Here is a 24,297-nt window from a genome sequence, read left to right on the forward strand (position 1 = left end):
CGCCGAGCTTTCCATTCACGGAACGCGGCGCCGAGCGGAGCTTCGCCGCAAAGTGCGAAGATCATGATCGGCGGAGGAAAAATGAACGACCGCGATGGAACCGCCGCCCCGATCCGCTCGGGGTTCGGCGCCGTGGATGCAATCCCGCCGCAGGCCGAACGCCGCCCGACGCTGCGCTCCTGCCACGGCAGGACGCTGGAGGATCCCTACCAGTGGCTCGCCGCCGAGAACTGGCGCGAGGTGCTGCGCGATCCCGAAGCGCTGCCGGATGAAATCGTGAAGCTGCTGACGGACGAAAACGCTTATTGCGACCGCGTCCTGGAACCGCTCACGCAATTGAGGCGGACCCTGGTCGCGGAGATGCGGGGGCGCATCAAGGAAGACGATTCCGAAGTTCCGTGGCCCGACGGAGTTTTCTCCTATTACGAACGCTATCGCGAGGGCGGGGAGCATCCGCTCTATTGCCGAACACCGCGCAGCGGCGGGAAGGAAGAGATCCTGCTCGACGGCGACGAACTCGCCAGAGACGCCGAATTTTTCGATATCGCCGAAAGCGCCCATGCGCCCGATCACGCGCAGATCGGCTGGAGCGTCGACGACAAGGGCTCCGAACTCTATTCTATCCGCACCCGCGCCATCGGCGACGCCGCCGACCGCCCCGATATAGTCGAGGAAACCGACGGGACCATCGTCTGGAGCCGGGATTCGAAGAGCTTCTATTACGTCAGGGTCGACGAAAACCACCGCACGGCGGAGGTCTTCCGCCATGTCCTCGGCGCTGATCCCTCTGAGGACGAACTCGTTCTCGCTGAGACGGACCCCGCCTGGTTCGTCTCTTTGCGCGAGAGCCGTTGCGGCCGTTTCGCCGTAGTTTCGATTCATGGCCACGACGCCAGCGAATGCCATCTGATCGACCTTCGCGACGCAGGCGTGAAGCCGCGTCGCATCGCGCCGCGCGAAGCGCGCCTGCGCTATGACGTCGAGCCGCATGACGATCTTCTGTATATCCACAGCAATGCGGACGGCGCCGACGACTTCGCGATTTTCGCCGCGCCTCTCGATTCGACCACTCGGGACCACTGGCGCCCAACAGTGCCGCATCGCCCCGGGCGGATGATCGTGATCGCCACCGTCTATGCGCGCCATCTCGCCTGGGTCGAGCGGGAGAATTCCTTGCCGCGCATCGTGATCCGCAATCTCCTCAGCGGGGAGGAACATGCGGTGGCCTTCGAGGAAGAGGCCTATGCGCTCTATCTCCAGACCGGCCTCGAATTCGATACGAGCACTTTGCGTTTCGCCTATTCGTCGATGACGACGCCGACCGAAACCTATGATTACGACATGGACAGCCGCGAGCGCAGCCTGCGCAAGCGCGAGGAAATCCCGAGCGGCCATAACCCCGAGAACTATGTGACCCGGCGCCTTTTCGCCAAGGCGGACGACGGGCAAACCGTGCCGATCACGCTGCTGCACCGGGCCGATTTCAAACCCGGCGGGGCTGGCGCGCCGCTCCTGCTCTATGGGTACGGCGCCTATGGCCACGCTCTGTCGGCGGCCTTCGACTCCGATGTCCTGTCGCTGGTCGACCGCGGCCTGGTCTATGCCTTCGCCCATACGCGCGGGGGCGCGGACAAGGGCTGGAACTGGTACGAAAAGGGCAAGCTGGAATTCAAGACCAACAGCTTTACCGATTTTCTGACCTGCGCGCGCCATCTGGTCGAAACCGGCTACACGCGTGAAGGCGAGATCGTCGCGCAAGGGGCCAGCGCCGGCGGCATGCTGATGGGCGCTGTCGCCAATATGGCGCCCGAGCTTTTCGCGGGAGTGTTGGCCGGGGTGCCCTTCGTCGACGTGCTCAACACCATGCTGCGCGACGACCTTCCGCTGACGCCGCCGGAATGGCTGGAATGGGGAAATCCGATCGCCGACGAAGCGGCCTTCGACCGGCTCGCTTCCTATTCCCCTTACGACAATGTGAAGCCGCAGCAATACCCGCCGATTCTGGCGCTCGCGGGCCTCACCGATCCGCGCGTGACCTATTGGGAGCCCATGAAATGGGTGCAGCGCCTGCGCGCCGTCATGACCGGCGGCGGGCCCATATTGCTGCACACCCAGATGAGCGCCGGCCACGCCGGGGCCTCGGGGCGGTTCGAGCGGCTCGACGAAATCGCCTTGGAATACGCCTTTGCGCTCGCCTGCGCCGGGCGAAATTAGCCGCACGCCGGACAGGCAATTGCTCGATTTGTGATCGGCGCATGTTTTCAGCGCCGCAGGATCGGCGTTAAGCTGGCGGAGCGCCGCATCGAAGCGTTGCAGCGCTGTCCGACAAAGCCCGCCGGCTTTCCAATGACTCCGATCAAAGCGAAAAGACCCAACGATGGCTGTTGAAACCAAACATCCCGAAACGCTGCAATTGCACGCCGGATGGCGGGCCGACGCGACCAATGGCGCCGTCGCCGTTCCGATCTATCAGACCACCAGCTATCAGTTCCGCGACGCCGAACACGCCGCCAATCTCTTCGCGCTGAAGGAGATGGGCCAGATCTACACCCGCATCGGCAATCCCACCACCGGCGTGCTGGAGGAGCGTCTCGCTGCGCTCGAAGGCGGGGCGGCGGCGCTCGCGCTCGCCTCGGGCCAGGCGGCATCGGCTTTCGCCGTGCAGAACCTCGCCCGCGTCGGCGACAATATCGTCTCTTCCACCGATCTTTACGGCGGCACCTATAATCTCTTCGCCAATACGCTCAAGGATCAGGGCATAGAGGTTCGTTTCGTCGATCCGGCGGATCCGGAGAATTTCCGCCACGCCACCGACGCCAAAACCAGGGCCTATTACGCCGAGACGCTGCCCAATCCAAAACTCGCCGTGTTTCCCATCGCCGAGGTCGCGGCGATCGGGCGCGAGTTTGGCGTGCCGCTGATCATGGACAACACTGCGGCGCCGATTCTGGCGCGCCCCTTCGATCATGGCGCGGCTGTTGTGGTCTATTCCACCACCAAATTCCTAGGCGGCCACGGCACCTCGATCGGCGGCGCCATCATCGACGGCGGCAATTTCGACTGGGAAAAATTCCCCGAGCGCCAGCCCGCGCTCAATACGCCGGACCCGTCCTATCATGGGGCGATGTGGGTCGAAGCGGTCAAGCCGCTCGGTCCCATCGCCTATGTGATCAAGGCCCGCACGACCCTGCTGCGCGACCTCGGCGCGGCGATGTCGCCTTTCAACGCTTTTATGACGCTGCAGGGCATAGAGACGCTGACGCTGCGCATGGAACGCCATGTGCAGAACGCCAAGGCGGTCGCGGATTTCCTGGCCGAGCGCCCCGAAGTGACCAAGGTTATTCATCCCTCGCGCCAGAGCGGGGAGGCGCGGGCGCGGGCCGAAAAATATCTCAAGGGCGGCTATGGTTCGCTGCTCGGCTTCGAGCTCGAGGGCGGGTTGGAGGCGGGACGCCGCTTCATCGACGCGCTGACGATGTTCTATCACGTCGCCAATATCGGCGACGCGCGCAGTCTCGCCATCCACCCGGCGACGACGACCCATTCCCAGCTTACGCCGGAGGCCCAGCGCGCGAGCGGCGTGACGGAAGGCTATGTGCGGCTTTCCATCGGGCTCGAGCACATCGACGACATTTTGGCCGATCTCGATCGCGGGCTGAAGGCGGCGAGGGCGTGAGGGTTAGCGCGCCCTGCGCTCCTTCATATAGGCGCGCAGGACCGCGTTGATGCGGCTCTGATAGCCGGGGCCTTCCGCCTTGAAGAATCCGATGAGGTCTTCGTCGAGGCGGATCGAAATCGCCTGCTTTTTGGGCGGCGTCACCACCTCGGCCTTGGTCCAGTCGATAGGTTCGATCCCGGCCCAGTCGGGATCGCTCGCCATTGCGGCCTCGATTTCGGCGTCGCTTTTTTGCATTTGCGACGCGTCCTGCCTGTGCCTTTCAGGATGTGTCGCGGATGCGTTGGTGGAAGATTTCACGTTCTTTGGTCCTCGCCATTCGGGCGGAGATGATGCGGATGCGTCCTTCGCGTTCCGTATAAATCACCGCGATAATGCACTCCTGCGCCTTGCCGAGGGCTATCCAGCGAAATTCGTTGTCCCGATCCGATCCGATCCGATCTGAGATATGGCGCTTGTGTATATACGCCCCCTCGAGTCAAGAGCCTTTTTCGGGAGCGTGTGCAAGTGTGCTGGGGGAAAGGGGTAATAAGGAACACTATGCTTTGCGGCGTATAAGTTCCGTCATAAGCGCAGTGCAGAAAATCACGCCCCTTAAGAAGCCGAGTGTCGTCACTTCGCCTTCGAGCATCAGCTTCGCCGCTGCGTGACCCGCCCTTGTGCGGGAGGTTCGGGCAGCCGCGCTTTTCTCGCAGGAAGCTCCGCGCTGATTCTCTTGCGCTCCAGCTCGGAGGCGTCGCGCCAGCGGCCGATTTCCTGTAGCGAGCGTGCGCAGCCGAGGCAAAGCCCGCTGGACGGCTCGATCTGGCAGACGCCGATGCAGGGGCTGGCGGTCATGGTGCTCCTCAAAGGTGATTTTTCCGGCGGGGCCGAGGGTTTGATCAAAGCGATTTCTTGAATTGACGGCGGGTCGCCGTCAAGCTCGGCGCCTGGGCCTGTCCCAACCATACAGGCGTGCTAAGAAGCCCAATGCGTTTTACACCTTCCTTCCTGGACGAAATTCGGGCGCGGGTTCCCGTCTCGGAAGTGGTGCGTCAAAAGGTCAAGCTCAGGAAAGAGGGACGCGAGTGGCGGGGTCTCTCGCCCTTCAACGCCGAGAAGACGCCCTCCTTCTACGTCAATGATCAAAAGGGTTTCTTCCATGATTTCTCTTCGGGCAAGCATGGAGACGCCATCGCCTTCCTGATGGAGACCGAGGGGATTTCCTTTCCCGAGGCCGTCGAGCGCCTCGCCGCCATGGCCGGCCTTCCGCTGCCGGTGGAGAGCCCGGAGCAGCGCGAGAGCGAGCGCAAACGGGCCTCCCTGACCGAGGTCATGGAATGGGCGGCCGATTATTTCAGGAAGCAGCTCAAGGAGCCCAAGGGGCGCGAGGCCAGGGACTATCTCGATCGCCGCAAGATTTCAGGGAAGATGCAGGCGCTTTTCGGCATCGGCTATGCGCCTCCGGATCGTCACGGGCTGCGTGACGCTCTCGCCGCCAGGGGCGCCAGCGTCGAACAGATGATCGAGGGCGGGTTGTTGATCCATGGCGAGGATATCGCCGTGCCCTATGACCGTTTTCGCAACCGGGTGATGTTCCCGATCCAGGATCGCGCCGGCAAGGTCATCGCCTTCGGCGGCCGGGCGCTGGAGAAGGAGGCCCAGGCGAAATATCTGAACTCGCCGGAAACGCCTCTCTTCCATAAGGGCGAGACGCTCTACAATCTGCACAACGCCCGCAAGGCGGCGCATGATGCGGGAGCCGTCATCGCGGTCGAGGGCTATGTCGACGTCATCGCCATGACCGAGGCGGGCTTTCCCCAGACGGTCGCGCCGCTCGGCACCGCGCTCACGGCGGAACAATGCGCGCTGCTCTGGCGCATGGCCGAGGAGCCCATTCTCTGTTTCGACGGCGACAAGGCCGGGCTCAAGGCGGCCTACCGCGCCGTCGACACGGCTTTGCCTCATATCGCGCCCGGCAAGACGCTGCGCTTTGTCTTGCTGCCCGACGGGCAGGACCCCGACGAGCTGCTGCGCGCCCATGGCCCGGAAGCCCTGGCGGGCGCCTTGAGAGCGCCCTTGCCGCTGGTCGAACTGCTGTGGCGGCGTGAAATCGAGGGCCGCACCCTCGATACGCCGGAGCGGCGCGCGGCGCTGGAACGGCGCTTTCAGGAACTAACCAGCCAGATCGCCGACCAGACGCTGCGGCGTTACTATGGGCGGGAGCTTTCCGACCGGCTTTTTCATTTGCTGCGCGCCGCCGGCGCAGCGAACCGTCGCCCCCGAGCGCCGGAAGCTCGCCAGAATTTTCGAGCCAATCGCGGCGGAAGCGCTTTCCAGGGGCGGGACGGCGGCGTGTCCGGCCCGGTGCAGATCGGCGCGTCGCTGGCGAATTCTCCCCTTTTCAAGGGCGTAAGGCCGGAGGTTTCGCCACGCGAATGCCTGATTCTGCTTATTTTGATCAATCACCCGGAGCTCCTCGCCGATCACATCGAAGATCTCGCGTCTCTGGAGCTGGAATCGCCGGAGGCGAATGAACTGCGCGACCTGATGGCGCGTTGCGTCTCCAGTCCGGCCTTCGGAGAGGAGGGAACGGGAGGCGACATCGCCGAAGCCATTGCGGAAGCGGGGCTCGAACCTTTTCTCGCCCGCTTGAGGCGCATGGAGGCTCACGCCAATCTCTGGAGCGTCCAGCCGGAGGCGGCGAGCGCCGACGCCGAGGTCACTTTGCGGCAAGTTTTAAGCTTGCATCGCAGGGTTTGGGCGTTAAATAGGGAATTGCGCGGCATAATGGGGCGCCTTGCGGAAAATCCCACCGAAGAGGAAGCCGCGAGGCTGGCGGAGATCCAGACCGAATTATCGACGCTCGACGGAACCGAAGCCGCCCTGGAAGGGTTTGGAACCATGTCCGGTCGCGCCGGCCGTATTCTTTAGCGGGTGTGCGAGGCTATGGTTAAGTTCGCTTTAAGCGGGGCCAGCCAGTGTCTTACAACATGATTCGTCCGCTTAGTTGAACCACAGCGGGTCGATGAGCTCAATAGGGCTCATCCCCAATCGAATTTGGGCCGCCCTTGACGAGGCTTCGTCGGGCGGCCTTGTCAGGAATGCCGTCCGTGGCGGCCGCGCAAGATGCGGCGCTTCCATCCGCGGACAGTTTCGGAGCGAGTGAATGGCCAAGAAAGACGAGGAAAAGGTCGAAGGGGAAGGGGCCGTCGCCACGGAAACGATGGACGGACCGCTGCTCGACCTGAATGACGCCGCCGTCAAGCGGATGATCAAACTCGCCAAAAAGCGCGGCTTCGTCACCAATGGCGAGCTCAACACGGTGCTGCCGTCGGAAGAATTTTCTTCGGACCAGATCGAGGACGTCATTTCCATGCTTTCGGAAATGGGCATCACCGTCACCGAGGGCGACGAATCCGACGACGCCGAGGAGGAGCAGGCCGCCGAAGAGGAAGAATCCGAAGGCGGCGACATCGTCGAGGCCTCGCGCTCGACCGCGGTCGCGACGCGCACCGCCGAGCCGACCGATCGCACCGACGATCCCGTCCGTATGTATCTGCGGGAAATGGGTTCGGTCGAGCTGCTGTCGCGCGAGGGCGAAATCGCCATCGCCAAGCGCATAGAGGCGGGCAGGGAGGCGATGATCGCCGGGCTTTGCGAAAGCCCGCTCACCTTCCAGGCCATCATCATCTGGCGTGAGGAGCTCGAGGCGGGCAAGGTTCTGCTTCGCGACATCATCGACCTCGAGGCCACCTACGCCGGACCGGACGGCAAATCCGCAGGCAAATCCCCGGCCGAGGGACTTGCGCCCGCTACGGCGCCGCGCACGCCTCCGGCCGGCCTCTCCGACGAGGCCCCGGTCGTCGAGGAAACCTTCGAGGAAGAAGACGATCTCGAAAATTCGGTATCGCTCTCCGCGATGGAAGCCGAGCTGAAGCCGAAGGTGCTGGAAACCTTTGCGCGGATCGCCGACGCCTATAAGAAGCTGCGCCGCCTGCAGGACCAGAATGTCGAGAACCGCCTCAAGAACGAGACGCTGACCCCGGCGCAGGACCGCAAATACAAGGCGCTCAAGAAGGACATCGTAGCGGACGTCAAATCTCTCTCGCTCAACCAGAATCGCATCGAGGCGCTGGTCGAGCAGCTCTACGACATCAACAAGCGGCTGATCGGCTTCGAGACCAAGCTTCTCCGCCTTGCGGATTCGCATGGAGTCGCTCGCGACGAATTTTTTGAAAAGTTCCACGGCTCCGAGCTCGACCCCAAATGGATCGCCCGGGTGGCGAAACTCGGCTCGCGCGGCTGGAAGGATTTCGTCGCCGAGGAAAAAGACCGCATCAAGGATCTTCGCGCCGATATCCATGCGCTCGCGACCGAGACCGGGCTCGAGATCTCCGAGTTCCGCAAGATCGTGCACATGGTCCAGAAGGGCGAGCGCGAGGCGCGCCAGGCCAAGAAGGAAATGGTCGAGGCCAATCTGCGTCTCGTGATCTCGATCGCCAAAAAATATACCAATCGCGGGCTGCAGTTCCTGGATCTCATCCAGGAGGGCAATATCGGCCTGATGAAAGCGGTCGACAAATTCGAATATCGCCGCGGCTACAAATTTTCCACCTACGCTACATGGTGGATCAGGCAGGCGATCACCCGTTCGATCGCCGATCAGGCCCGCACCATCCGCATTCCGGTGCATATGATCGAGACGATCAACAAGATCGTCCGCACCTCGCGCCAGATGCTGCATGAGATCGGCCGCGAGCCGACCCCGGAAGAGCTGTCCGAAAAGCTCGCCATGCCGCTGGAAAAAGTCCGGAAAGTGCTCAAGATCGCCAAGGAGCCGATATCGCTCGAGACGCCGATCGGCGACGAAGAGGATTCGCATCTTGGTGATTTCATCGAAGACAAGAACGCGGTTCTGCCGATCGAAGCGGCGATCCAGTCGAACCTTCGCGAGACGACGACGCGCGTTCTGGCTTCCTTGACGCCGCGTGAGGAGCGCGTGCTGCGCATGCGCTTCGGCATCGGCATGAACACCGACCACACGCTGGAGGAAGTCGGCCAGCAGTTCTCGGTGACGCGCGAACGCATCCGCCAGATCGAAGCGAAGGCGCTGCGCAAGCTCAAGCATCCGAGCCGCAGCCGCAAGCTGCGGAGCTTCCTCGATAACTGAGGGCAAAAAAGCCGGCCCGTCCCAGATAGGGGCGGGCTTTTTTTGCGCTTTGAAGCTGATCGTGCTCGCCGCTTCGGAGACGCAGCGCATAAAAAAACGCGCCCTTTCGGGGCGCGTTTTTTCGTTCGTTTGTCTTTTGGGGTCAGACGCCGACGGCCGCGCGCAGCTCCTGGAGCTGGGTCAGCTTGTCGTTGGCGGCGATCTTCGCCTCGTCGGTCTTGGCGTCCGCAAAATCCTCGCGGGCGTTCTTGATGTCGGCGTCGAGCGCAGCGACATCGAGGTCCGCCACTGAGACGGCCGTTTCGGCGAGGATCGTGAAGCCGCTCGCGCCGACATCGGCGAAGCCGCCGCGCACGAAAAGCTTTTCCGTCTTGCCGGCTCCGCTGATCACGACCACGCCGGGCCGCAACGTGGTCATCAAAGGCGCGTGGTCTTTGAGCACTGTGAACTGCCCGTCCGCGCCAGGCGCCACAACGGACTCGACCGCTCCCGAAAACAGAAGTTTCTCAGGAGAGACGAGTTCAAAGTGAAATTCAGCCATGTCTGTCTCCGACAGCGCAGTTCAAACGCTTCGGCCTGCGATGAGGCGAGGCCGAAGCCAGAGTGTTTTCGAGCAAAGCCGATGTCGCTTCGCGTGAAGAAAACACGATTAAACGAAGAATCCTGTGTGTCTTTCCGGCTCGATCCGAACCGGAAAGACCGTGAGCGGTTTTAGGCGGCTTCCTTGGCCAGCTTGGCGGCCTTTTCGATCGCCTCTTCGATGGTTCCGACCATGTAAAAGGCGGCTTCGGGGAGGTGATCGTAGTCACCGTTGACGAGGCCCTTGAAGCCCTTGATCGTGTCGGCGAGCGCGACCAGCTTGCCCGGCGCGCCGGTGAAGACTTCGGCGACGTGGAACGGCTGCGACAGGAAGCGCTCGACCTTGCGGGCGCGCGCGACGGTGAGCTTGTCTTCTTCCGAAAGCTCGTCCATGCCGAGAATGGCGATGATGTCCTGGAGCGCCTTATAGCGCTGCAGCGTGGACTGCACCTTGCGGGCGATCTCGTAATGCTCTTCGCCGACGACCGCCGGAGAGAGCATGCGCGAGGTTGAGTCGAGCGGATCGACCGCCGGATAGATGCCCTTTTCCGCAATCGAGCGCGACAGCACGGTGGTCGCGTCCAAGTGGGCGAAGGAGGTGGCCGGCGCCGGGTCGGTCAAGTCGTCGGCCGGAACGTAAATGGCCTGAACCGAGGTGATCGAGCCCTTGGTCGTGGTGGTGATGCGCTCCTGCAGGGCGCCCATGTCGGTCGCCAGCGTCGGCTGATAGCCCACCGCCGAAGGAATGCGGCCGAGCAGAGCCGACACTTCCGAACCCGCCTGGGTGAAGCGGAAGATGTTGTCGACGAAGAACAGCACGTCTTGGCCCTGGTCGCGGAAATGTTCGGCGAGGGTCAAGCCCGAGAGCGCGACGCGCATGCGGGCTCCCGGGGGCTCGTTCATCTGGCCGTAGACCAGCGCGGCCTTGGAGCCGGCGGTCGAGCCGTTCTCGGGCTTCTTGTTGACGTTGCCCTCGATCATTTCGTGATAGAGGTCGTTGCCTTCACGGGTGCGCTCGCCGACGCCGGCGAACACCGAATAACCGCCGTGCGCCTTGGCGACGTTGTTGATGAGCTCCATGATGAGCACGGTCTTGCCGACGCCCGCGCCGCCGAACAGGCCGATCTTGCCGCCCTTGGCGTAGGGCGCGAGGAGGTCGACCACCTTGATGCCGGTGACGAGAATCTGGGCTTCGGTCGCCTGCTCGGCATAGGACGGAGCCGGCTGGTGAATGGCGCGCCTGGTGGCGGTGACGATCGGGCCGACTTCGTCGACGGGCTCGCCGATGACGTTCATGATGCGGCCGAGGCACTCGTCGCCGACCGGAACGGAAATCGGGGCGCCGGTGTCGATCACTTCCTGACCGCGGGTCAGACCCTCGGAGGTGTCCATGGCGATGGTGCGCACGGAGTTTTCACCGAGATGCTGGGCGACTTCGAGAACCAGACGGTTGCCCTGGTTGTTGGTCTCGAGCGCGTTGAGAATTTCCGGCAGATGGCCGTCGAACTTCACGTCGACGACGGCGCCGATGACCTGAGTGATGCGCCCCGTGGGCTTGTTGGCCGACATGTTTCGTCCTCGTTCAGTTTGCGTCAGAGCGCCTCGGCGCCCGAAATGATTTCGATGAGTTCCTTGGTGATCATCGCCTGGCGCGACCGGTTGTAGAGGGTCGTCTGCCGTTTGATCATGTCGCCGGCGTTGCGCGTCGCGTTGTCCATAGCGCTCATCCGGGCGCCCTGTTCCGAGGCGGCGTTTTCGAGCAGGCCGCGGAATATCTGCACCGAGATATTGCGAGGCAGAAGTTCGGAGAGGATTTCATCCTGTCCCGGCTCATATTCGTAGGACGCCTGGGGGCCGGTCGCCGCCGGACGGTTCTCGTTCGACGGAATCTGCGCCGGGATCAGCTGAAGCGCGGTCGGGATCTGCGCGATGACCGATTTGAACTGGGAGAAAAACAGCGTCGCGACGTCGAAAGCGCCGTCCTCGAACAGCTGGATGATCTTTTTACCGATTGGGTCGGCGTTGTCGAAGCCGATCTGGCGCAATCCGCGCAGTTCGATCAGCTCGATGATGTCCTTCTCATACTGCCGGCGAAGCTGGTCGTAGCCCTTCTTGCCGACGCAGAGGATCTTGACCGTCTTGCCCTGGCCCTGAAGCCGGACGATGTGCTCGCGCGCGAGACGCACGATCGAGGAGTTGAAGGCGCCGCACAGACCGCGTTCGGCGGTGGCGACGACGAGAAGATGGGTGTCGTCCTTGCCGTTTCCGGAAAGGAGCTGGGGGCCGCCGGAGGTCACGCCGCCGGCGAGATTGGCCAGCACCGCCTCCATGCGTTCGGCGTAGGGGCGGGCGGCCTCGGCGGCCGTTTGCGCGCGGCGCAGTTTCGCAGCCGCAACCATCTGCATGGCTTTGGTGATCTTCTGCGTCGCCTTGACGGAAGAGATGCGGTTTCGAAGATCCTTCAGCGAGGCCATGGCGTAGCTTCTTGCTCAGGTTCTCTCGGCTTGGACAGCGCGAGACTTCGGGAAACGCTCGCGACTGGAGGCCGCGAGACTTTTTGAAGCGGGTCGCGCCGCGCTTTGCGCGGCGCAGGCCGATCAGGCGAAGGTCTTGGAGAAATCCTCGATCACGCTCTTCAGCTTCGCAGCCGAGTCGTCCGAGAGATCCTTGCTCACGCGGATCGCATCGAGGAGCGAAGCGTGCGAGCTGCGCAGCAGAGCCAGCAGACCGTCCTCATAGGCGCGGACCCGGTTCACGGGCAGCGGATCGAGATAGCCGTTGACGCCGGCGTAGATCACGCAGGTCTGCTCTTCCATCTTCAGCGGCGAGAACTGCGGCTGCTTCAGGAGCTCGGTGAGGCGGGCGCCACGGTTGAGCAGGCGCTGGGTCACGGCGTCGAGGTCGGAGCCGAACTGGGCGAAGGCGGCCATCTCGCGATACTGCGCCAACTCGCCCTTGATCTTGCCGGCGACCTTCTTGGTCGCCTTGGTCTGGGCCGAGGAGCCGACGCGGGAGACCGAGAGGCCGACGTTCACGGCCGGACGGATGCCCTGGTAGAACAGATCGGTCTCGAGGAAGATCTGACCGTCGGTGATGGAGATGACGTTGGTCGGAATATAGGCCGACACGTCGTTCGCCTGGGTCTCGATGACCGGCAGCGCGGTGAGCGAGCCGGCGCCGCGCTCGTCGTTGAGCTTGGCCGCGCGCTCCAGCAGGCGGGAGTGCAGATAGAACACGTCGCCGGGATAGGCTTCGCGTCCCGGGGGACGGCGCAGCAGCAGCGACATCTGGCGATAGGCGACGGCCTGCTTGGAAAGGTCGTCATAGATGATGACCGCATGGCTGCCGCTGTCGCGGAAGAACTCGCCCATGGCGCAGCCCGAGAAGGGGGCCAGGAACTGCATCGGCGCAGCGTCGGAAGCGGTGGCCGCGACGATGATCGAATATTCGAGCGCGCCGCGTTCCTCCAGCACCTTCACGAACTGGGCGACGGTGGAGCGCTTCTGGCCGATGGCGACGTAGACGCAGTAGAGCTTCGCCTTTTCGTCGTCGCCTTCGTTGAGCGACTTCTGGTTGAGGATGGTGTCGAGCGCGATGGCGGTCTTGCCGGTCTGGCGGTCGCCGATGATGAGTTCGCGCTGGCCGCGGCCGATCGGGATCAGCGCGTCGACCGCCTTGAGGCCGGTCGCCATCGGCTCGTGGACCGATTTGCGCGGAATGATGCCGGGGGCCTTCACGTCGACGCGGGCGCGCTGCGTGGCCTTGATCGGGCCCTTGCCGTCGATCGGATTGCCGAGAGCGTCGACGACGCGTCCGAGCAGCTCGCGGCCGACCGGAACGTCGACGATGGCGCCGGTGCGCTTGACCGTCTGGCCTTCCTTGATGTCGCGGTCGGAACCGAAAATGACGACGCCGACGTTGTCGGTCTCGAGGTTCAGAGCCATGCCCTGAACGCCGTTTTCGAACTCGACCGTCTCGCCGGCCTGGACGTTGTCGAGGCCGTAAACGCGAGCGATGCCGTCGCCGACGGACAACACCTGACCGACCTCGGTCACCTGGGCTTCATTGCCGAAATTCGCGATTTCGTTCTTGAGAATCGCGGAAATTTCTGCGGCGCGGATATCCACCATCAGCCGACCTCTTTCATGCGTGTGCGAATTGCGTTGAGCTTGGTCTTGACCGAGGCGTCGACCATGCGCGAACCGAGTTTGACGATGATGCCGCCGACGATGGACGGGTCCGTCTTGACGTTGAGATTGATTGTCTTGCCGCCGGTGGCGGCGGAGAGAGCCTGCCGCAGCGAGCTCTCGTGGTCGGGCCGCAGCGGCGCGGCGACGATCGCTTCGGCGCTGACGAGCCCCTTGGCTTTTTCGTCGAGGCGCTGAAAGGCGGCGATGATGTCGGGAAGCGCGAAGAGCCGGCGCTTCGTCGCCACGAGGCGGATGAAATTGGCGGCGACGCCGCCGATCTCGGCGGCTCTCAGCACGGCGTCGAGCGCCTTGACCTGCTCTGCGGCCGTGAAAACCGGGCTCGCGACGAGACGCCTCAGATCGGCGCTCTCGCCCAGCAGGCGCTGAAACGCCGCGAGCGAGCGAGAGACCTCTTCGGTCGCGCGCTGTTCGGACGCCAGTTCGTAGAGGGCGAATGCGTAGCGGCCTGCTACGCCGGAAAGGTCGACTCCGTCTTGAGCCACGATGCTTTGCTCTCGGATCGGCGTCGCTCGGCCGCTCCTCGCCAGGCCGCGGAAATGCGGCTTTGACGCGTCGTGGAGGGTTGGGCGACGGTGAGGTCGGGATGCGGAACAAAGGCTGCAACGCCTTCGCTCCAATTGGGGGCGTCCCGTAACACAGGCCATTTTTTGGCGCAACCCCGTCCTCGTCTTCCGGGTGTAGGCCAACGGCGTCGCACTATGCCGGTAAGGCAATAGAAAGCCCCGGAAATCCAGTGGTTCGCGCGCGGATTCTGTTGCGCCGCGGCCAAGGAGCTGCAAAATGTTTTATTTATAGGCAGGGCCCTGGCGGGCGCGATCGAAAAAGGTGGCTCATGGCGGCGATTGTGGGAATTATCGGAGGGTCCGGAGTGTACGACCTTCCCGGGCTCGAAAATGTGAGCGAACGGCGGGTGGAGACTCCCTGGGGGGCGCCCTCGGACGCTTTGCGCTTCGGCGAGATCGCAGGGACCAAAGCGGTCTTCCTGCCCCGTCACGGGCGGGGGCATGCGCTGTCTCCCTCGGGGATAAACTACCGCGCCAACATCGATGCGCTGAAACGCGCGGGAGTGACGGACATCGTCTCGATCTCCGCCTGCGGTTCGTTCAAATCCGAGCTTTATCCCGGCCTTTTCGTGCTGGTGGACCAGTTCGTCGACCGCACCTTCGGTCGTCAGTCGTCTTTCTTCGGCAACGGCTGCGTCGCTCACGTTTCGCTTGCGCATCCCGTGGCGCCGAGGCTCTCGGCGCGGGTGCTCGAAGCCGCCGAAAAAGAAAACATCCCCTGCGTGGCGGGGGGGACCTATGTTTGCATGGAAGGGCCGCAGTTTTCCTCCTACGCCGAGTCGCTGACCTACAAGGCGGCCGGCTACGACGTCATCGGCATGACCGCGCTGCCGGAGGCCAAGCTCGCGCGGGAGGCGGAGATCTCCTACGCCACGGTGGCGATGGTGACGGATTTCGACTGCTGGCATCCCGAGCACGACAACGTCGACGTCGCCGCCGTGATCGCGGTGGTGCGCAAGAACGCGGAAGCCGCGAGCCGGCTGCTCTCCCGCCTGCTGCGGGATTTCCCCAAGGAGCACGAGCCCTGTCCGGTGGGTTCTGACCGCGCGCTCGACAACGCCATTCTCACCGCGCCGGAGGCCCGCGATCCCGAGCTGCTGAAAAAGCTCGACGCGGTGATGGCGGGCTTCAACGTGCGGCAGGGCCTTCCGAACCGTTGATTCGGCGCGCGCAAGATTCCGTTCCGGAGGAAAGCGCGCTAAGAAGCGGAAACAGTTTTTTGGGAGGTATTCCGTTCATGTCCCTCGCCGCCGCCATCCGCACGATTCCCGACTATCCGAAAAAGGGCATACTTTTCCGCGACATCACCACGCTGCTCGGGGACGCCAAAGCGTTCCGCCGCGCCGTGGACGAGCTGGTTCAGCCCTGGTCGGGATCGAAAATGGACAAGGTCGCGGGAATGGAGGCGAGGGGCTTCATATTGGGCGGCGCGGTGGCGCATCAGCTTTCCGCCGGCTTCGTTCCGATCCGGAAAAAGGGTAAGCTCCCGTACAAGACGGTCGCCGTCGCCTATGAGCTCGAATATGGCGTCGACGAGATGGAGATGCACGAGGACGCCGTGACGAAGGGCGAGCGGGTCATTCTGGTGGATGATCTGATCGCGACCGGTGGCACCGCGCAGGGGGCGATCCGGCTGCTCCAGAAACAGGGCGCCGAGGTGGTCGCGGCCTGTTTCGTGATCGATCTGCCAGATCTTGGCGGGGCTAGAAAAATCGAGGCCATGGGCGTTCCGGTCCGCAGCCTGATCGCTTTCGACGGGCACTGAAGCATGTTCCCAAAATGCGCAAAGCGGTTTTTGGAAAAGAACATGCTGATTCAATGGTCCTTGATGCGCGTTCGGATGGGTTCGGACCGAACGCGCTCCAAGGCCGAGCGCCGCCAGCGCCTGCGTTTTTGTCCCACCCGGCGATTCTTGCCGTCCATCGCACGTTCGCCTTAAAAGCGCTTTCTGGTCGGGTTTCCATTTTCAAGGATTTGGATCAATCGTGAATGACCCCGGTGCGTAAAAAGGCGTTGCTCGCTGGTCTGGCTGCCGCGACCGTTCTCTCCGGCGGCTTCGTCATCCGTTTCCTGGCGGAGGCTCCGTCGCGCCCGGCGTTGCATCCTCAGAAGGCCCAGATCGCTGCGACGACAAATCAGGCGCCGATTCGCTGGCGGGGCGGGGGCGGCCTGGCTGCGCCCTTCCTGCACGATCTGCGCAGCCATGCGGCGCATGAGCCGCAGCCGCGCCCTTCGGAAGAGGCCCCCGGGCCGAGCCTGACGCTGGCGGAGAACCCGGAGCCCCTGTCGGCCCAGCCCCTCGTCTCTCCCGCTCCCGAACCGCCTGCCGCGCAGCAACAACCTTCCGCGCCGGACGCGCCGCTGCCGCCCAGGCGTCCCGCGAACCTCGCCGACCTTTCGGTTCCGCTGCCGCCGCCGCGGCCAGTGGAGCTTTCGAGCCCGCTGGCGGCTCCCTCTGCGGAGGGGGGCGCTCCGGCGCCGCAGGCCAACGCGGCCGTCGCCGCGCCCGAAGCGCCCGCCGCCGTCGTCGCGGCGCCTGCGCCGCCGTCGCGGCCCCGCGATCTCGCCGCCTCGCTGGCGCTCGTGGTTCCCCAGATTCAGAACCCGGCGCTTCCCGTACTGCAGCAGGCGGCTCCGCCCCAGCAAGCCGCCCCGCTTCAGCAGGCGGCTCCGCCACAGGAAACACGGCCGCCGGCCCCCGCCGTCGCGGCGCCGCTCAGGATCGATGCGCCGCTTCCTCCGGCGCGTCCGCGCTCGCTCGCTGCGCTCACTCCGGCCGAGCAGCCGGCGACCGAAAAAAATCCGGCGCCCGCGGTCCCGACGCCGCAGGCGCCCGCAGCGGCTTCCGCTCCGGCCCAGCAGGTCGCGGCGCTCTCCGAACCGGTGTTGCGCCCCGCGCCGGAAGGGAGCTTCAACCAGCCCGATCAGCCGCCGGCGCGCTTCAACATGGGCGCGCCGGTCTATATCCGGATCTTCAAGAAAGAGGGCGAGCTCGAGCTATGGCTCAAGCACAACGGGCGCTATGCGCTCTATCGGTCTTTTCCGATCTGCAAATGGTCCGGCCGCCTCGGCCCCAAGCTGAGGGAGGCCGATTACCAGTCGCCAGAGGGATTTTATTCGGTTTCGGCGCGCCAGCTGCACCCGCATTCGAATTATCACCGCGCCTTCAACGTCGGCTATCCCAACGCCTATGATCGCCAGAACGGCCGCACCGGCGGGCTGGTGATGGTGCATGGCAACTGCAAGTCGGTGGGCTGTTTCGCCATGACCGACAAGGGCATCGAGGAAATCTACGGTTTTGTCGAGGCGGCGCTTGCGGGCGGTCAGCGCGAGGTGCCGATCCACATATTCCCGTTCCGCATGACCGAGGCCGCCATCGCCCGCGAGAGCAGCGAGGGCGGCTTCATGTCTTTCCTTGCGACCGAACCCTCGGAAGGCGCCCGTTGGGCCGGCTTCTGGCGCAATCTGAAGGAAGGTTACGAAATCTTCCAGCAGACGGGCGAGCCGCCGACCGCCTATGCCTGCGGCGACCATTACAGCTTCGACGCCGCCGGCGCGTCCTGCAAACGTATCGCCGGCTGGTAGCGTGACGCCGGCCGGCGGATCGCCGGCCCGGCCGAGTTGCGATTATTTCAGGATCTCGCGGAGTTCCTTGACGATGGCGTCGCCCATCTGGCTGGTGGACACGCTCGAAGCCGCCGAGCCCTTGATGTCGGCGGTGCGCAGGCCCTGCGCCAGCACTGCGGAAATGGCGGCGTCGATCGCGTCAGCCGCCGCGGGGAGGTCGAAGGAATAGCGCAGGGCCATGCCCAGCGAACCGATCATGGCGATCGGATTGGCGATTTCCTTGCCCGCGATGTCCGGCGCCGAGCCATGACAGGGCTCGTACATCGCCTTGCGCTTGCCGCTCGCGTCGGGGGCGCCGAGCGAGGCGGAAGGCAGCATGCCGAGCGAGCCGGTCAGCATGGAGGCGACGTCGGACAGGATGTCGCCGAAGAGATTGTCGGTGACGATGACGTCGAACTGCTTGGGCCAGCGCACCAGCTGCATGCCGAGCGCATCGGCGAGCATGTGGTCGAGCTGCACGTCGGAATATTCGCGCTTGTGCAGGGCCGTGATGACTTCGCGCCACAGCAGGCCGGATTTCATCACATTGGCCTTCTCGGAGGAGGTCACCCGGTTGCCGCGCTTGCGCGCCAACTCGAAGGCCACCCGACCGATGCGCTCGATCTCATAGGTCTCATAGACCTGCGTGTCGACGGCGCGCTTCTGGCCGTTGCCGAGATCGGTGATTTCCTTGGGCTCGCCGAAATAGACGCCGCCGGTGAGCTCGCGCACGATCATGATGTCGAGCCCTTTCACGAGGTCGGGCTTCAGCGAGGAAGCCTCGGCCAGGGCCGGGTAGCAGATCGCCGGGCGCAGATTTGCAAACAGCGCGAGATCCTTGCGCAGGCGGAGCAGGCCGGCTTCGGGCCGCACGTCATAGGGGACGCCGTCCCATTTCGGCCCGCCGACGGCGGCGAGCAGCACGGCGTCCGCCTCCTGCGCGAGCTTCATGTCCTCTTCGCTGATCGCGACGCCGTGGGCGTCATAGGCCGCGCCGCCGACGAGCCCCGTCTCGGTCTCGAAACTCGCGACGCCCGCTTCGCCCAGAAAATCGAGGATCTTTTCGGCTTCCGCCGTGATTTCGGGACCGATTCCGTCGCCGGGCAAGAGCAGGAGCTTGTAGACAGCCATGATTCCTCTCGTTCTTTTGCGTTATGCTGGTCTTTCCGCCTGGCGTTCCGGGCGCGTCGCCGCGTCAATAAGGCGCGTCCGCCGCCGACGCAACCTCGGGGCGAAGCGTCGACGCGGCCGATGCGACAATTGGTCCGTTATTGCGGCCTTGCGATTGACCGGTGAGCCGTGCAGCTTTCAAACTGCAGCAAAAGGCGGGAGACAACCATCCGGCGGCGAGTTTCGACGCCGGCAAGGCAAAGAGCCGTTGCGCAAATGCAGGAGACGCACTGATGGGTAAATTGAGGTTTTTGGCGCTCGCGGCCTTCGCCGCGGCTCTCGCGGCGAGCGCGCCGGCCAAGGCGTTTTGCCTTTTGAACTGCGAGCCGGGCCCGGAACAGGCGAAAAAGGTTTTCGAGAACATCATCCGCGAGAAATTCGACCCCGACGCCAAAATCGTCGATTTCAAGGTCGATCGCTTCTGGCGGCTCGATGTCGAGGGCGCCGGCCATGCGGGCGTCGAGTTCTATTTCAACGCCAAAGTAGAATTCCCCAAGGGCGCCAATCTCCAGTGCAAGCCGACCGAAGGCCCGAACGGAGCCAAGACCGTCGCGCCCGGCTGCTCCGACAGCACCTATTATTCGACCACCGTCCAGAACCAGATGGTCAAGGACAAGCAGTATATCGAGCCGGGCAAGGTAGTGGATTTCAGGGATGAAACCCGCTTCGACGAGCGCCCCGGCGGCTGGAAGGGCCAGGACGGCAAGCTGTACTGACGCGCTTTAGCGGCGGATCGCCGGAACGATCCGCCGCCGGGAAGCGCGTCCGGCTCGGCAGGGCGAATTGGGGCCGGGAGCCCCTTTGCGAGGCTGATTCTTTCGTGTAGAAGGCCACGCAATCAACAATTGCGTCGAGCGCTAGAGAGCGCATTCGCGCGGAAGTTCAAAAAACCTCTGCCGCGGGATACGCTCCAACTCAACTATCCGGCGCGGTTTGCCCGTCGCCCGCAGGACGCGGGACGCGGGCGAAGCGCGCTGGTTCCGCCGGGAAGGGATTCTTCAATGCAGCATGTGATCATCGCGATCCACCTCATGGTGGTGATAGCGCTCGTGGCGCTCGTGCTGTATCAGAAGTCCGAGGGCAGCGCGCTCGGCCTGAGCCAAAGCGGCCTCTTCAGCGGCCGGGGCCAGGCCAACGCCCTGACGCGCGCCACCGCAATTCTCGGCACCATCTTCTTTCTGACCAGCATCGCCCTGACCGTGCTGCCGGCGTGGGAACGTCGCGCTGCGGGCGGCGAGGACTGGACCTCGGCGGTCGACCAGGGCAAGCTGGAAGTCAAGGAAATCAAGCCGGCTCCCGGCGCCGCCGCTCCCGAAGCCGGCAAGGAGAAGGCCGGGGAAGAGGACAAGGGCAGCATCTTCGATCAGTTGAAGCGCGCCCAGCAGAAGCGCCAGGCCGCGCCGCAAGCGCCGGCGGCTCCTGCGGCAGAGGCTCCGGCTGCCGCCCCGCCGGCCGCCGCTCCCGCCCAGCCCGAGACGCCCGCAAGCGACAAGCCGGCGCTGCGCCCGACCACCACCGAGGAGCCGTCCACGGCGCCCAAATCCGAAGCCGCTCCGCAGGCTCCCGCCGCCGCCGCTCCGGAAGCGAAGCCCGCCGATCAGCAATCGGCCGCTCCGGCGGCGGACGCCGCCAAGCCGGCCGCCCCGGCGAACGATTCCGATAAGCAGAAACCCGCTCCCGTCGCGCCGCCGGTCACATGGACGGCGCCGACGAAGTGATCCGCCCTTCGGGCGTGCGCAGATTAATCCGGGCAAAGGCGAAAAAGCCGCTACCCGAATCGTGTTTTTGGCGTTAGGCGTGGAGCCCCATGGCTCGCTATATTTTCATCACCGGCGGCGTAGTCTCTTCTCTCGGCAAGGGACTCGCTTCGGCGGCGCTTGGCGCATTGCTGCAGGCGCGCGGCTATACCGTGCGACTGCGCAAGCTCGATCCCTACCTCAACGTCGATCCGGGGACCATGAGCCCCTATCAGCACGGTGAGGTCTTCGTCACCGACGACGGCGCCGAGACCGACCTCGATCTCGGTCACTACGAACGCTTCACCGGGCGTCCCGCGTCGCGGCAGGACAATGTCACGACCGGCCGCATCTATCAGGACATCATCGCCAGGGAGCGCCGGGGAGACTATCTCGGCGCGACCATCCAGGTCATTCCCCATGTGACCAACGCCATCAAGGACTTCGTCGTCGAGGGCAATGAGAACGTCGACTTCGCCCTCATCGAGATCGGCGGCACGGTAGGCGATATCGAAGGCCTGCCCTTCTTCGAGGCGATCCGTCAGCTCGGCAACGATCTGCCGCAGAGCCACTGCATCTATATCCACCTCACGCTGCTGCCCTACATCACGAGCGCCGGCGAGCTGAAGACCAAGCCGACCCAGCATTCGGTCAAGGAGCTGCGGTCTATCGGCATTCAGCCCGATATTCTGCTGTGCCGCTGCGACCGCGAGATACCCCAGGACGAAAGGCGCAAGCTCGGCCTCTTCTGCAATGTGAGGGAAAGCGCCGTCATCGAAGCCCGCGACGCGTCCAACATCTATGACGTGCCGCGCCTCTATCATGCGGCCGGCCTCGACGCGCAGGTTCTCGCCGCCTTCGGAATCGAGCCTGCGCCCAAGCCGGACATGAGCCGCTGGAGCGCGGTGGCCGAGCGGATCAACAATCCGGAAGGCGAGGTCACCATCGCTGTCGTCGGCAAATACACCGGCATGAAGGACGCCTATAAGAGCCTGATCGAGGCTCTGGCCCATGGCGGCATGGCCAACAGGGTCAAGGTCAATCTCGAGTGGATCGAGTCCGAGATTTTCGAGAGCGCCGACCCGGCCGCCCATCTCGAGAATGTCAACGGCATTCTGGTGCCGGGAGGCTTCGGCCAGCGCGGCGCCGAAGGAAAGATGCTCGCCGCCCGTTTCGCGCGCGAGCGCAACGTGCCCTATTTCGGCATCTGCTTCGGCATGCAGATGGCGGTGATCGAGGCGGCGCGGTCGCTCGCCGGCATAGCGGGAGCCAATTCGACCGAATTCGGCCCCTGCGACGAGCCGGTGGTCGGGCTGATGACCGAATGGACTCGCGGCAATGAGCTGGAACAGCGCGGCGAGGGCGGCAATCTCGGCGGCACCATGCGGCTCGGCGCCTATCCGGCGCATCTGCGCGCCGGCTCCCGCATCGCCCAGATCTACGGCCGGCAGGATATTTCCGAACGCCATCGCCATCGCTACGAGGTGAACAACGCCTATCGCGAATGTCTGGAAGCCAAGGGCCTCGTATTCGCGGGCTCGTCGCCCGACGGGCTGCTGCCGGAGACGGTGGAGATTCCCGACCATCCCTGGTTCATCGGCGTTCAATATCACCCCGAGCTGAAATCGAGGCCGTTCGAGCCGCATCCACTGTTTGCGAGCTTCATCGCCGCCGCCAAGGCGCAGAGCCGGCTGGTGTGATCCTCGCGGGCGCTCAAGCGGAAGAAATGGGCTCGGGCGAACCGAGCCCTAAAAAGCAACGCTTGCGCCGTTTCCAACGGCCTTATCCTGGCCTGCAGGGGGCATTCGAGAGGTTTTCTGCGACTGCTCCTCTGCCCATCCGTCGAGACGCCCGCTGCGCGGGCTCCTCAAGATGAAGGCGCGGTGCGCTTTTTGATTCCTGCGGCCCCTCGCCCTGAGGAGCGCCGGTAGGGCGCGTCTCGAAGGGCGGCAGAGCGGAACGCTTCACACGATCGTCGTTCGGACCGAAGCGCGTGCGCCGCCGGTATCCGTTTCACCCGAAAACATTCTATCGCGCACCCGCCCGCGCTTTCGCCGGCCGCGCTTTGCCTCTGCGCAGGCCGGAGAGCTTCACCCCCATCAACCCCAGCGCTACGACCAGAACGCAGCCATAGACCAGCGCGCCATAGCCCCCGAGCGCGGTCAGCGCTACGAGATTGGCCAGCACGCCGAAATGGGCGCCGATCGCCAGGGCCGGCTTCAGGCCAAACAGAGCGACCGCCCCCAGCGACAGCGAGGCTACCGCGGTCGCCGCCAGCACTTTGCCGAACAGAGCGTCGAAACGCAGCGCGCCGCGCGACAAGGAGAGGCCGACCAGCGCGGACAGGTTGATCCAAAGACCGATCGAGGTCGCGGTGGCGAGGCCCACTGCGCCGAGCGGGCGAAACAGCGCGACCTTGAGCGCCACATTGGCCGCGAGCGCGCAGAGGGCGATGATCATGGGAGTCTTGGTGTCGCCGCGCGCCTGGAAGCTGGCCCTGGCGGAGGCGACCAGAACCAGAGCGAACAGGCCGGCGGCATAGGCCGACAGCACGTCGGCGGAAGCATAGACGTCGGCGATCCCGAACTTGCCGCGCATGAAGGCGGCCGCGACGATCAGTTCCGGCAGGGTGAGGAAAGCGACGACGAAAGGCGCCGCTGCGGCGACGGTGAGCGCCATGGCGCGGTTCTGGGCTTCGAGCGCTCCGGCTTCGTCGTCAGCCGCGATGCGCCGGCTCATTTCGGGCAGCAGGACGGTGCCCGCCGCCACGCCGATGAGGCCGTTCGGCAGCTGATAGAGCCGCTCGGCGTAGGCAATCGCGGACACCCCGCCGTCGGGCAGCATCGAGGAAAGAATCGTGTCGGCGAAAACCGCGATCTGGGGGCTGGCCGAGCCGATCACCGCCGGGCCGAGCATGAAGAGAAAATCCTTCACCCGGGACCAGCGCACCCGCGCAAAGCTCTCCAGCAGACCATGCCTCTGCGCGGACCACATCAGAAGGCCGAGCTGCATGGCGCCGGAGACGACGAAGCCCCAGCTCGCCGCGATCCCGGCGTTGGGGAACAGGAACGCGAGAAGAAGCGCCGCGATCACGCAGAGGTTCATCAGGACCGGGGCGAAGGCGGGAAGCGCGAAATAGCCGTGCGTGTTCAGCGTGCCCTGGTGCAGCGTGAACAGCACCATGAACATCAGATAGGGAAAGGTGATTCGCGTCAGCTCGATGGTAAGCGCGAATTTTTCCGGCCGGTCGCTCAGCCCCGGCGCGACGACGGCGACGAACTGCGGGGTGAAAATCCAGGCCAGCGCCAGGACGGCGAGCTGTGAGACGATGATCAGCGTGAAGATCTGCGAGGCGAAATTCTTGGCGCTCGCGGCGCCTTCCCGCTCCAGCGCCCTGGAGTAGCAGGGGATATAGGCGGCGTTGAACGCTCCCTCCCCAAAAATGTTGCGGAAGCTGCTCGGCAGGCGCTGGGCTATGTTGAACGCGTCGGAAACCTCGCCGGCGCCCATGACCGCCGCCTGCACGGCCGCGCTCAAAAAGCCGCTCACCCGCGAGAGCAGGGTGAAGCCTCCGACCGAGAGCAGGTTGCGAATCATTCTCCTG

At 64.3% G+C, this 24,297-nt stretch carries 20 protein-coding genes; 10 read left to right on the forward strand and 10 right to left on the reverse strand.

What is annotated here, in order from left to right:
• The first annotated feature begins 81 nt into the window (after positions 1 to 81).
• Complete coding sequence (locus H2LOC_RS18610; RefSeq protein WP_136497228.1) at positions 82 to 2,214, forward strand: S9 family peptidase; 2,133 nt, start codon at positions 82 to 84, stop codon at positions 2,212 to 2,214.
• A 163-nt stretch (positions 2,215 to 2,377) separates the two neighbouring features.
• Positions 2,378 to 3,676, forward strand: coding sequence for an O-acetylhomoserine aminocarboxypropyltransferase/cysteine synthase family protein (locus tag H2LOC_RS18615; protein ID WP_136497227.1), 1,299 nt, complete (start codon positions 2,378 to 2,380; stop codon positions 3,674 to 3,676).
• A gap of 3 nt (positions 3,677 to 3,679) precedes the next feature.
• On the opposite strand, the gene H2LOC_RS18620 is transcribed toward H2LOC_RS18615, so the two are convergent.
• From H2LOC_RS18620 to H2LOC_RS18630, 3 genes are all read right to left on the reverse strand, one after another.
• Complete coding sequence (locus H2LOC_RS18620; RefSeq protein ID WP_136497226.1) at positions 3,680 to 3,913, reverse strand: BrnA antitoxin family protein; 234 nt, start codon at positions 3,911 to 3,913, stop codon at positions 3,680 to 3,682.
• Positions 3,914 to 3,938: 25 nt separating this feature from the next.
• The gene (locus tag H2LOC_RS22135; protein ID WP_136497532.1) at positions 3,939 to 4,139 is read right to left on the reverse strand and encodes a BrnT family toxin; all 201 of its coding nucleotides are present in this window, start codon (positions 4,137 to 4,139) and stop codon (positions 3,939 to 3,941) included.
• Positions 4,140 to 4,306: 167 nt separating this feature from the next.
• Complete coding sequence (locus H2LOC_RS18630) at positions 4,307 to 4,513, reverse strand: DUF1289 domain-containing protein (RefSeq protein ID WP_136497225.1); 207 nt, start codon at positions 4,511 to 4,513, stop codon at positions 4,307 to 4,309.
• 132 nt (positions 4,514 to 4,645) lie between these two features.
• Here H2LOC_RS18630 and dnaG point away from each other — a divergent pair, with 132 nt between their 5' ends.
• Positions 4,646 to 6,589, forward strand: a complete 1,944-nt coding sequence (gene dnaG, locus H2LOC_RS18635) for a DNA primase (protein WP_136497224.1) — start codon at positions 4,646 to 4,648, stop codon at positions 6,587 to 6,589.
• Positions 6,590 to 6,824: 235 nt separating this feature from the next.
• A complete protein-coding gene (gene rpoD / locus H2LOC_RS18640; protein ID WP_136497223.1) occupies positions 6,825 to 8,828 on the forward strand; it encodes an RNA polymerase sigma factor RpoD in 2,004 nt (667 codons plus the stop codon).
• A gap of 142 nt (positions 8,829 to 8,970) precedes the next feature.
• Here rpoD and H2LOC_RS18645 read toward each other — a convergent pair whose 3' ends face one another.
• From H2LOC_RS18645 to H2LOC_RS18665, 5 genes are all read right to left on the reverse strand, one after another.
• Positions 8,971 to 9,369, reverse strand: coding sequence for a F0F1 ATP synthase subunit epsilon (locus H2LOC_RS18645; RefSeq protein ID WP_136497222.1), 399 nt, complete (start codon positions 9,367 to 9,369; stop codon positions 8,971 to 8,973).
• A gap of 170 nt (positions 9,370 to 9,539) precedes the next feature.
• Positions 9,540 to 10,976, reverse strand: a complete 1,437-nt coding sequence (gene atpD / locus H2LOC_RS18650; protein ID WP_136497221.1) for a F0F1 ATP synthase subunit beta — start codon at positions 10,974 to 10,976, stop codon at positions 9,540 to 9,542.
• A gap of 23 nt (positions 10,977 to 10,999) precedes the next feature.
• A complete protein-coding gene (locus tag H2LOC_RS18655) occupies positions 11,000 to 11,881 on the reverse strand; it encodes a F0F1 ATP synthase subunit gamma (protein WP_136497220.1) in 882 nt (293 codons plus the stop codon).
• A gap of 123 nt (positions 11,882 to 12,004) precedes the next feature.
• Positions 12,005 to 13,534 (reverse strand): F0F1 ATP synthase subunit alpha, encoded by a 1,530-nt coding sequence (gene atpA, locus H2LOC_RS18660; RefSeq protein WP_136497531.1) that lies wholly within the window; start codon positions 13,532 to 13,534, stop codon positions 12,005 to 12,007.
• Between the two features lie 2 nt (positions 13,535 to 13,536).
• The gene (locus tag H2LOC_RS18665) at positions 13,537 to 14,100 is read right to left on the reverse strand and encodes a F0F1 ATP synthase subunit delta (protein ID WP_246206890.1); all 564 of its coding nucleotides are present in this window, start codon (positions 14,098 to 14,100) and stop codon (positions 13,537 to 13,539) included.
• Positions 14,101 to 14,450: 350 nt separating this feature from the next.
• Here H2LOC_RS18665 and H2LOC_RS18670 point away from each other — a divergent pair, with 350 nt between their 5' ends.
• From H2LOC_RS18670 to H2LOC_RS18680, 3 genes are all read left to right on the forward strand, one after another.
• Positions 14,451 to 15,341: an S-methyl-5'-thioadenosine phosphorylase gene (locus H2LOC_RS18670; RefSeq protein WP_136497219.1), complete on the forward strand. Its 891-nt coding sequence runs from the start codon at positions 14,451 to 14,453 to the stop codon at positions 15,339 to 15,341.
• 77 nt (positions 15,342 to 15,418) lie between these two features.
• Positions 15,419 to 15,946, forward strand: coding sequence for an adenine phosphoribosyltransferase (locus tag H2LOC_RS18675; RefSeq protein WP_136497218.1), 528 nt, complete (start codon positions 15,419 to 15,421; stop codon positions 15,944 to 15,946).
• Positions 15,947 to 16,170: 224 nt separating this feature from the next.
• On the forward strand, positions 16,171 to 17,766 hold the full coding sequence (locus H2LOC_RS18680; RefSeq protein ID WP_246206891.1) for a L,D-transpeptidase family protein: 1,596 nt from the start codon (positions 16,171 to 16,173) through the stop codon (positions 17,764 to 17,766).
• A 42-nt stretch (positions 17,767 to 17,808) separates the two neighbouring features.
• Here the strand turns inward: H2LOC_RS18680 and leuB are convergent, their stop codons facing one another.
• On the reverse strand, positions 17,809 to 18,918 hold the full coding sequence (leuB, locus tag H2LOC_RS18685; protein ID WP_136497217.1) for a 3-isopropylmalate dehydrogenase: 1,110 nt from the start codon (positions 18,916 to 18,918) through the stop codon (positions 17,809 to 17,811).
• A gap of 161 nt (positions 18,919 to 19,079) precedes the next feature.
• On the opposite strand from leuB, the gene H2LOC_RS18690 reads away from it, so the two are divergent.
• From H2LOC_RS18690 to pyrG, 3 genes are all read left to right on the forward strand, one after another.
• Positions 19,080 to 19,673: a hypothetical protein gene (locus H2LOC_RS18690; protein ID WP_246206892.1), complete on the forward strand. Its 594-nt coding sequence runs from the start codon at positions 19,080 to 19,082 to the stop codon at positions 19,671 to 19,673.
• A gap of 285 nt (positions 19,674 to 19,958) precedes the next feature.
• Positions 19,959 to 20,675, forward strand: a complete 717-nt coding sequence (gene secG, locus H2LOC_RS18695; protein WP_136497216.1) for a preprotein translocase subunit SecG — start codon at positions 19,959 to 19,961, stop codon at positions 20,673 to 20,675.
• Positions 20,676 to 20,764: 89 nt separating this feature from the next.
• Positions 20,765 to 22,393: a CTP synthase gene (pyrG, locus tag H2LOC_RS18700; protein ID WP_136497215.1), complete on the forward strand. Its 1,629-nt coding sequence runs from the start codon at positions 20,765 to 20,767 to the stop codon at positions 22,391 to 22,393.
• A gap of 328 nt (positions 22,394 to 22,721) precedes the next feature.
• On the opposite strand, the gene murJ is transcribed toward pyrG, so the two are convergent.
• Positions 22,722 to 24,290 carry a murein biosynthesis integral membrane protein MurJ gene (gene murJ / locus H2LOC_RS18705; protein ID WP_136497214.1) on the reverse strand — a complete coding sequence of 523 codons (1,569 nt, stop codon included), beginning with the start codon at positions 24,288 to 24,290 and terminating at the stop codon, positions 22,722 to 22,724.
• Positions 24,291 to 24,297: the final 7 nt, after the last annotated feature.

Source organism: Methylocystis heyeri (assembly GCF_004802635.2).
In the GTDB taxonomy this organism is placed as follows: Bacteria; Pseudomonadota; Alphaproteobacteria; order Rhizobiales; family Beijerinckiaceae; genus Methylocystis; species Methylocystis heyeri.

Bases quoted from the DNA above. Each gene is read 5' to 3' on its own strand.
- H2LOC_RS18610 (WP_136497228.1), top strand. From the start codon at position 82: ATGAACGACCGCGATGGAACCGCCGCCCCGATCCGCTCGGGGTTCGGC.
- H2LOC_RS18615 (WP_136497227.1), top strand. From the start codon at position 2,378: ATGGCTGTTGAAACCAAACATCCCGAAACGCTGCAATTGCACGCCGGA.
- H2LOC_RS18620 (WP_136497226.1), bottom strand. From the start codon at position 3,913: ATGCAAAAAAGCGACGCCGAAATCGAGGCCGCAATGGCGAGCGATCCC.
- H2LOC_RS18630 (WP_136497225.1), bottom strand. From the start codon at position 4,513: ATGACCGCCAGCCCCTGCATCGGCGTCTGCCAGATCGAGCCGTCCAGC.
- dnaG (WP_136497224.1), top strand. From the start codon at position 4,646: ATGCGTTTTACACCTTCCTTCCTGGACGAAATTCGGGCGCGGGTTCCC.
- rpoD (WP_136497223.1), top strand. From the start codon at position 6,825: ATGGCCAAGAAAGACGAGGAAAAGGTCGAAGGGGAAGGGGCCGTCGCC.
- H2LOC_RS18645 (WP_136497222.1), bottom strand. From the start codon at position 9,369: ATGGCTGAATTTCACTTTGAACTCGTCTCTCCTGAGAAACTTCTGTTT.
- atpD (WP_136497221.1), bottom strand. From the start codon at position 10,976: ATGTCGGCCAACAAGCCCACGGGGCGCATCACTCAGGTCATCGGCGCC.
- H2LOC_RS18655 (WP_136497220.1), bottom strand. From the start codon at position 11,881: ATGGCCTCGCTGAAGGATCTTCGAAACCGCATCTCTTCCGTCAAGGCG.
- H2LOC_RS18670 (WP_136497219.1), top strand. From the start codon at position 14,451: ATGGCGGCGATTGTGGGAATTATCGGAGGGTCCGGAGTGTACGACCTT.
- H2LOC_RS18675 (WP_136497218.1), top strand. From the start codon at position 15,419: ATGTCCCTCGCCGCCGCCATCCGCACGATTCCCGACTATCCGAAAAAG.
- H2LOC_RS18680 (WP_246206891.1), top strand. From the start codon at position 16,171: ATGACCCCGGTGCGTAAAAAGGCGTTGCTCGCTGGTCTGGCTGCCGCG.
- leuB (WP_136497217.1), bottom strand. From the start codon at position 18,918: ATGGCTGTCTACAAGCTCCTGCTCTTGCCCGGCGACGGAATCGGTCCC.
- secG (WP_136497216.1), top strand. From the start codon at position 19,959: ATGCAGCATGTGATCATCGCGATCCACCTCATGGTGGTGATAGCGCTC.
- pyrG (WP_136497215.1), top strand. From the start codon at position 20,765: ATGGCTCGCTATATTTTCATCACCGGCGGCGTAGTCTCTTCTCTCGGC.
- murJ (WP_136497214.1), bottom strand. From the start codon at position 24,290: ATGATTCGCAACCTGCTCTCGGTCGGAGGCTTCACCCTGCTCTCGCGG.